The sequence below is a fragment of the Rhizobacter sp. genome, assembly GCA_021153565.1.
Taxonomy (GTDB): Bacteria; Pseudomonadota; Gammaproteobacteria; order Burkholderiales; family Burkholderiaceae_C; genus Albitalea.
In genome coordinates this window covers 1-6,388 of record JAJKJU010000205.1, presented here as the reverse complement: position 1 = coordinate 6,388, position 6,388 = coordinate 1, and the positions used below count along the sequence as shown (strand labels likewise).

Sequence of the window (6,388 nt, the reverse complement as noted above, 5' to 3'; positions counted from 1 at the left end):
GTGGTTTCGGCGGGGACCGCCACGTCCACCCGCGCACGCGGAGAAGCCAACTCGTTCAATGTGCTGCGATTGCAGAAGCATCGGGTCGAAATGGAGTGGTTCGAGTGGATCGCCGCGCACCGTCGGTTCGTGCCGGTATGGCGAGAAGTCTTCGAGCGAAAGCTCAAAGGATGGTCGTTGATCGAGCGTATCCAGCAAGTCGGCCGAGACTGATTCGACTGTCCAACCGTCTGCTGGTGCTCATCCGGTGGCAGTATTCTGCCCGATTCAGCCTCTCCCCCAACAACCCAGCGTCGGCGCGTCTTGCAGACGATTTCGTCCGCTCCGAAAACCCGCACCCACTTGAATGCTGGTTGGTGTTTCGTCATGACCTGAGGCCCGGCTGGGCATACAACCGCAAAGAGCTAAGTGCCAATCGGGGCAACTCGAGCGCAATTCTCGGGTGCCGCGCCGGCGGCCAGCCGGCCCATGCAGTTCAATTCAATGGCTTGAGCAGCGTGGCTATGACGTATGAAAGCCGGAATCACCGAGATTTCTGGATAGTGCCCATCATGACAGCACAACACCACCTTATCAGGAAGTCGGCCGTTCTCGCTTCCCCTCTCGCTCCCATGCGCATGCTTTTTCGGATCGGCTTGCTGCTGCTCGCCCTAGTCGCCGGATGCGGCGGCAGCAGTTCAGGCACAGCACAAGCCAGCCTTGGCGCCAACAGCAATTTTGGCCTCTCCAGCGATGCCGAGGTCTACACGGTGGACACCGGCGCCGGTCTGGTGTTCAAGGTGCGCCGCCACAACAGTGACGGCAGCAGCAAGCGCCTGGGCGACATCAGCTCCCTGGTCTACCAGGGCGTCGAGTACCAGGATGGCTCCAAGGGCAGCCAGATCAATTCCGGCTTCGACTTTCTTTACACCGGCGTGAGCGCAGTGAGCGTAGACGCGGCGCTGGTCGACCCCGACCACATCAAGATCACGGTCAAGGCGGGAGATCTCACCCACTATTATCTGGCACAGCGTGGTGAAGCCAAGGTCTACATGGCGACCTACTTCACCACAGAGCCTGACACCCTTGGTCTGGCCCGTTTCATTGTGCGTGTGCCCATCGGCCTGCTGCCTCTTGGCCCCGCGCAGTCCGACCTGCGGGGTAACCGCGGCGCCATTGAGGCCCATGACATCTTCGGTATGCCCAATGGCGAAACGCGCTCCAAGCACTACTCCAACATCCGCCTGAAGGACTGGGCCTACATTGGCGCCACCAGCCCGCAAGCCGGCGTTTGGATCGTGCGCGACAGCAACGAGGGCAACTCGGGCGGTCCCTTTTATCGCAGCTTGCTCAACCAGGGCACCGACACCGACCAAGAGATCACTTACATCATCAACTACGGTGAAGCGCAAACCGAGTCGTTTCGAACCGGTGTGCTGAACAGCTATACCCTGGCGTTCACCGACGGCAGAGCGCCCGACCGGGTAGACACCCGCTGGTTTGCAAGCATGGGTCTGAGCGGCTACGTGGCGCCCACTGCGCGCGGCAGCGCAACAGGTGCGGCCATTTCAGGCCGTGATCCCCACTACCGCTATACGGTCGGGTTCTCAAACGCGTCGGCCCAGTATTGGGCCGACGCAGACGACGCCGATGGCCATTTCCTCAGTACCGGCATGCTGCCGGGCAGGTACACCATGCAGGTTTACAAAAACGAGTTAGCGGTGGACACCCGCAGCGTGGTGGTCGAGGCAGCCAAGACGACATCGGTCGGCACGGTAGCGGTCACGAACGACCCCAGCACCATGGCAGCCATCTGGCGCATTGGTGATTGGGACGGGACACCTTGCGAGTTTCTCAACGGCGACAAGGTCACCACCATGCATCCGTCCGACGTGCGTATGCAACCCTGGCAAACCGCAGACTACGTGGTCGATACTTCGACGCCGGTCACCGGATTTCCGGCCTACCAATGGAAAGACGTCAACCGTGCCATCACCGTGCGGTTCAAACTGAGCGCGAGCCAGATCGCCGACATGACCCTGCGCTTGGGCATCACCACCGCATTCGCCGGTGGTCGCCCCGTGGTCAAGCTCAACCAATGGGCCGGCCCCATCCCCATCCCGTCGACACAGCCCAGCACGCGCACACTGACAATCGGCAGCTACCGGGGCAACAACACGACGTTCAGCGTCGCCATACCGGCCAGCGCCTTCGTGGCCGGCGACAACGTACTGACGCTCAGCGTGGCCAGCGGCACCTCGGGTACAGCGTACCTGAGCCCGGGCGTGGCCTACGACGCCATCGATTTGATTCGTTATTGATCCGGCCAGTCTTTTCCAATTCCGGTTTCATTGAGCATGAGCACTGATCTTGATGGGTAGACAGCCTGCTACTGATCAGGTTGGGTGATGGTTCGGCGTGGTTGACCCTCATGATCATGAACAAACTGGCAACTTCAGGTGGTGGGGTTGTGTTGGTGTTTTTGCCCCTGCCATGCCGCCGGAGGCTCCCCGTTGAGCGTGACGGCGGGCTCGTCGAGGTTGACTGCACCTCGCTCGAGCGCGCTGACGACCTGATACGGGAGCGCGTCGACATCGACCTTCAGGCCGAGCTCGAGCGCCGTCCGAAGGCTGATGCGGGACCTATCTCGCCGAACCGCGGGCCCGCGTTTGCGCGTGACATTGAGGGTCTCCCGTGGCTGACGGATATCGGGGTTTCCGTGTTGGCATCGAATCGAATGTGGGCGTGACAAGGCACGTATCACGCCGCTGCAAGGGCGGCTCGCATGCGGGCGCGATCCAGCGGGATGTCGCGCATCCTCAGGCGCACCGCGTCGCCCACGGCGTTGGCCAGCGCCGCCGCCGCCGGTCCTTGTGCCGCCTCACCCGTGCCAAGGAACGGCTGGCCCGGGCGATCGATCACCTGCACCTCAACGCTCTGCGGCACGTGACCAAAGCGCAGGATTGGATAGCGACCCCAGTTGCGGCTCGTGATGCGGCGCGCATCCCAGGTCACGGCTTCGAACAACGTCCAGCTCAGCGACTGGACGATGCCGCCCTCGATCTGGTTGCGGATGCCATCGGGGTTGACGGCCTCGCCGCTGTCCACCGCGGCGACCACCCGCCCGACTCGCACTTCGCCGGCTTCACGCTCGACGTCGACTTCCATCGCCACCGCGCAGTAGGCGGCATGGTTCTTGTAGCGCGCGAATGCGAGGCCGCGCCCGTGGTCGCGGCGCCGTGCGAAACGATCCCAGCCAAAGCGCTGCGCGGCCATGCGCACGACATTGCGCGCACGAGGGTCCTCCAGATGGGCGAGCCGAAACTCGACAGCATCGATGCGCGCGGCGAGCGCCAATTCGTCCATGAAGCTCTCGATCGCAAAGACGTTGGTGTAGGCGCCAAGTGCGCGCAACGCCGACACGCGCAGCGGCATCTCGGCAATGAAATGATGCGTGACACGCACGTTCGGGAATGCATAACCGGGAATCGCATTGCGGTCGCCGCCACCATCTGGCAGCGGAAGCGGCTTGGGCGCGGTCGGCGTGAACGGCGAGGCGAGCAACCGCGCAGGCAGCAGGTCGCCCGCGCGCCCCGGCCGCGTCGAATGCGTGTTGCTCCAAACGTCGTATTGCCAGCTTGCCACGCGGCCGGCTTGGAGCGTGGCACGTGCGCGGGCCACCATCGCGGGCCCGAATGGCTCCCACGCATGCTCTTCCTCGCGCATCCATTGCACGCGCACGGGCCGGCCCGGTAAGGCATGCGCGATGAGGGCGGCATCCGCGGCCGCGTCGTCGGCGCCGTTGTGCCCGTAGCAGCCCGCGCCTTCGTGATGGATGCAGTGCACGCGATCGGGCGACAGTCCCAGCATTTCGGCGATTGCGCCACGCAGTGGATAGACGCCCTGGCTGTGCGTCCAGACCGTCAGCTTGCCGGCCTCGAAAAGTGCCACCGCACACGACGGTCCGATTGACCCGTGCAATTGATAGGGGCGCCGATAAGTGGCCTCGATCAGGTTCCCGCTTGGGGCGGGCAGCCGCGCGTCGCCTTCGATCACGCTGTCCTGCGAGGGCAGGCGAAGCAGCAGCTCATGGATGTCGGCCTGCGGAACAAATCCCTCGGGCACGTCCCACACGGCACTGCCGGCCAAGGCGCGCATCGCCTTGATCGCCTGATATTCGCCTGCGGCCACGACCGCGATGTAGCGGCCGTCGTGCAGGATTTTCAGGACACCCGGCATGCGCGAAGCCGCGGCCGGGTCCAGCGTCTTGAGCCGGGCATCGAGTGCAGGTGGACGCACGGTGCGCGCATGCACCATGCCGGGCAGCCGAAGGTCGTGCACGTACGCCTCGCCGCCCGTGACCTTGCGCGGAATGTCCAGGCGCGTGATGGAGAGGCCCATCACGACATGCGCTGCCGTATTTTTCAGCGGTGCGCCGGGTGTGGCGCGAACATGCAGCGTCTCGCCCGCAACGAGATCGCCGTAGCCAATGTGCCGCCCGTCGTTCGATACGACCGCACCGCCTTCGGGGTGCAACGTCTCGGGTGCAAGACCCAGCCGCTCGGCGGCCTGCGCGATCAGCAGGGCGCGAACCTGCGCCGCCGCATGCTGGATGGCCGATCCACTGTCCTTCATCGAATTGCTACCTGCGGTATAGCCCTCGTCGGGCGTTCGCTCGGTGTCCGCCGTGACCATGTCGATGGCCGACATGCCCACCATGAGCTGTTCGGCGGCGATCTGCTGCAATGCCGTAGCGACGCCCTGCCCCAGCTCTGCCTTGCCGGTAAACACAGTGATGCGCCCGTCGGCACCGATGCGGATCCATGCGTCGAGCAGTGGCGATTTCGCAAGGCTGCCTGGAGGGCCAGGCATTGCCTTCGACACCTCCTGCGCGCCGAGCGGTCGCAACGTGAAGCTCACGATCAGTGCGCCAGCGCCGGTAAGGACTTTGCGCCGCGAAAGCCTCATCGCCAGGACCCATCTTGCTTCATGAGTTCGGCCGCACGGCCGACCGCACGCAGGATGCGCATGTGCGTGCCGCAGCGGCACAGCCCCGGCGCGAGCTGCTTGCGGATCTCCACCGGCGTCGCATCGGGGGTGCGTTCGAGCAGGGCTTGCGCCCGCATCATCAGCCCGGCGATGCAATAGCCACATTGCGCCGCCTGTTCCTCGATGAAAGCGCGCTGCATCGGCCCCGGACGCTCGATCGTTCCCAGGCTCTCGACAGTGCGAATGCGGCGACGCTCGAGCGTCGCGACTGGCGTGATGCACGAGTACACCGGCTCGCCGTCGACCAGCACCGTGCAGGCGCCGCACTGTCCGAGCCCGCAGCCGAACTTGGCGCCGTTGAGCTGCAGCTCGCCACGCAGCACATAGAGCAGCGGCGTGTCGGGCTCGACCTCGGTGCGGTGCAGGCGGCCATTGACATCGAGGGTGATCATCGCGAAGCCGTGTGCAACTTGCGGATGTCGCCGGGCACGTCGCGCCACGGCGGCAAGTCCGTCATCGAACGCAGATAGGTGGCGAGTTCGGCAATATGCTCGTCGGTCAACGCCGCGTCGAATGGCGGCATCCAAAGCCCGTGCTCGTGCTCGCGCGGCACGATTCCGTCCCGCACGATATGGACGAGGTTTGATGGCGTCGGCAGCGTGATCGCGATTGCGAGCGGCATCGGCAGCGCGCCGCCGTCGACGCCGCGTCCGCGGTCATGGCACTCGGCGCACGCTGCGGCGTACACCTGCTCGCCACGTGTGTGGCGGGCATCCGCCTTCGCGATGCCCGGGCGCGGTAGCTCCGCCAGCACCTTTTGCGCCTGCTGTGCACGCGCCGACGCGGGCCGGGCATCCAGCGAAGCGATGTAGTGCGCGATGGCCTGAATGTCCTGCGGGTCGCCGTGCGACAGGTTGCGCACGACATTGGCCATCGGTCCTGCGGCGAGCGCGTGGTCCGGGGCCACGCCGTTGCGCAGGTACTGCGCGAGCGCCTCTTCGGTCCATGGGATGGGCGAACTTGAGTTCGCGTCGAGCGCCGGCCCGTGCCAGCCGGAGACTTCTCCGCCGGCGTAGCGCTCGGCTTTCTTCTCTGCGCCGAGCGTGTTGTGCGGCGTGTGGCAGGCGCCGCAATGGGCGAGGCCATCGGCCAGGGAGGCGCCGCGGTTCCACTGCGCGTCGTGCGCCGGATCCGCATGGAAGCGGCCCGGCTCGAAGTACAGCGACTTCCAGATCGCGACCAGAGGTCGAGGCACGCTGATGGTGTTGGCCGGCGGTCGTGATGCCACGGGCTCGCGTGTCATCACGAACGCATACAAGGCAGCGATGTCATCATTGCTCACAAGCGTGAAATGCTCGTACGGAAACGCTGGGTAGAGATGATGACCTTCGCGGTCGATACCTTCGCGCATGGCCCGCTC

General features: G+C 64.9%; 5 protein-coding genes and 1 pseudogene. 3 read left to right on the top strand and 3 right to left on the bottom strand.

Going from position 1 to position 6,388, the window contains the following annotated elements; all coding sequences use genetic code 11:
- The 3 genes and pseudogenes from AC30NL_RS12840 to AC30NL_RS12830 all read left to right on the top strand — a co-directional run.
- Positions 1-213, top strand: a pseudogene (locus AC30NL_RS12840) (hypothetical protein); the annotation flags it as partial.
- Positions 214-611: 398 nt separating this feature from the next.
- Positions 612-2,300: a rhamnogalacturonan lyase B N-terminal domain-containing protein gene (locus AC30NL_RS12835; RefSeq protein WP_489464390.1), complete on the top strand. Its 1,689-nt coding sequence runs from the start codon at positions 612-614 to the stop codon at positions 2,298-2,300.
- A 110-nt stretch (positions 2,301-2,410) separates the two neighbouring features.
- Positions 2,411-2,728, top strand: coding sequence for a hypothetical protein (locus AC30NL_RS12830; RefSeq protein WP_489464389.1), 318 nt, complete (start codon positions 2,411-2,413; stop codon positions 2,726-2,728).
- Positions 2,729-2,739: 11 nt separating this feature from the next.
- Here the strand turns inward: AC30NL_RS12830 and AC30NL_RS12825 are convergent, their stop codons facing one another.
- The 3 genes from AC30NL_RS12825 to AC30NL_RS12815 form a co-directional block, all read right to left on the bottom strand.
- The gene (locus AC30NL_RS12825) at positions 2,740-4,947 is read right to left on the bottom strand and encodes a xanthine dehydrogenase family protein molybdopterin-binding subunit (RefSeq protein ID WP_489464388.1); all 2,208 of its coding nucleotides are present in this window, start codon (positions 4,945-4,947) and stop codon (positions 2,740-2,742) included.
- Positions 4,944-5,420: a (2Fe-2S)-binding protein gene (locus tag AC30NL_RS12820; RefSeq protein WP_489464387.1), complete on the bottom strand. Its 477-nt coding sequence runs from the start codon at positions 5,418-5,420 to the stop codon at positions 4,944-4,946. Before AC30NL_RS12820 ends, AC30NL_RS12825 begins: the two co-directional genes overlap by 4 nt.
- A partial coding sequence (locus AC30NL_RS12815; RefSeq protein ID WP_489464386.1) for a c-type cytochrome occupies positions 5,417-6,388 on the bottom strand: 972 nt, incomplete at its 5' end. The genes AC30NL_RS12815 and AC30NL_RS12820, both read right to left, overlap by 4 nt.

What these genes read in the sequence shown, in the direction of transcription:
- AC30NL_RS12825 (WP_489464388.1), bottom strand. Translation starts at nt 4,947, where the DNA reads ATGAGGCTTTCGCGGCGCAAAGTCCTTACCGGCGCTGGCGCACTGATC.
- AC30NL_RS12830 (WP_489464389.1), top strand. Translation starts at nt 2,411, where the DNA reads ATGATCATGAACAAACTGGCAACTTCAGGTGGTGGGGTTGTGTTGGTG.
- AC30NL_RS12820 (WP_489464387.1), bottom strand. Translation starts at nt 5,420, where the DNA reads ATGATCACCCTCGATGTCAATGGCCGCCTGCACCGCACCGAGGTCGAG.
- AC30NL_RS12835 (WP_489464390.1), top strand. Translation starts at nt 612, where the DNA reads ATGCGCATGCTTTTTCGGATCGGCTTGCTGCTGCTCGCCCTAGTCGCC.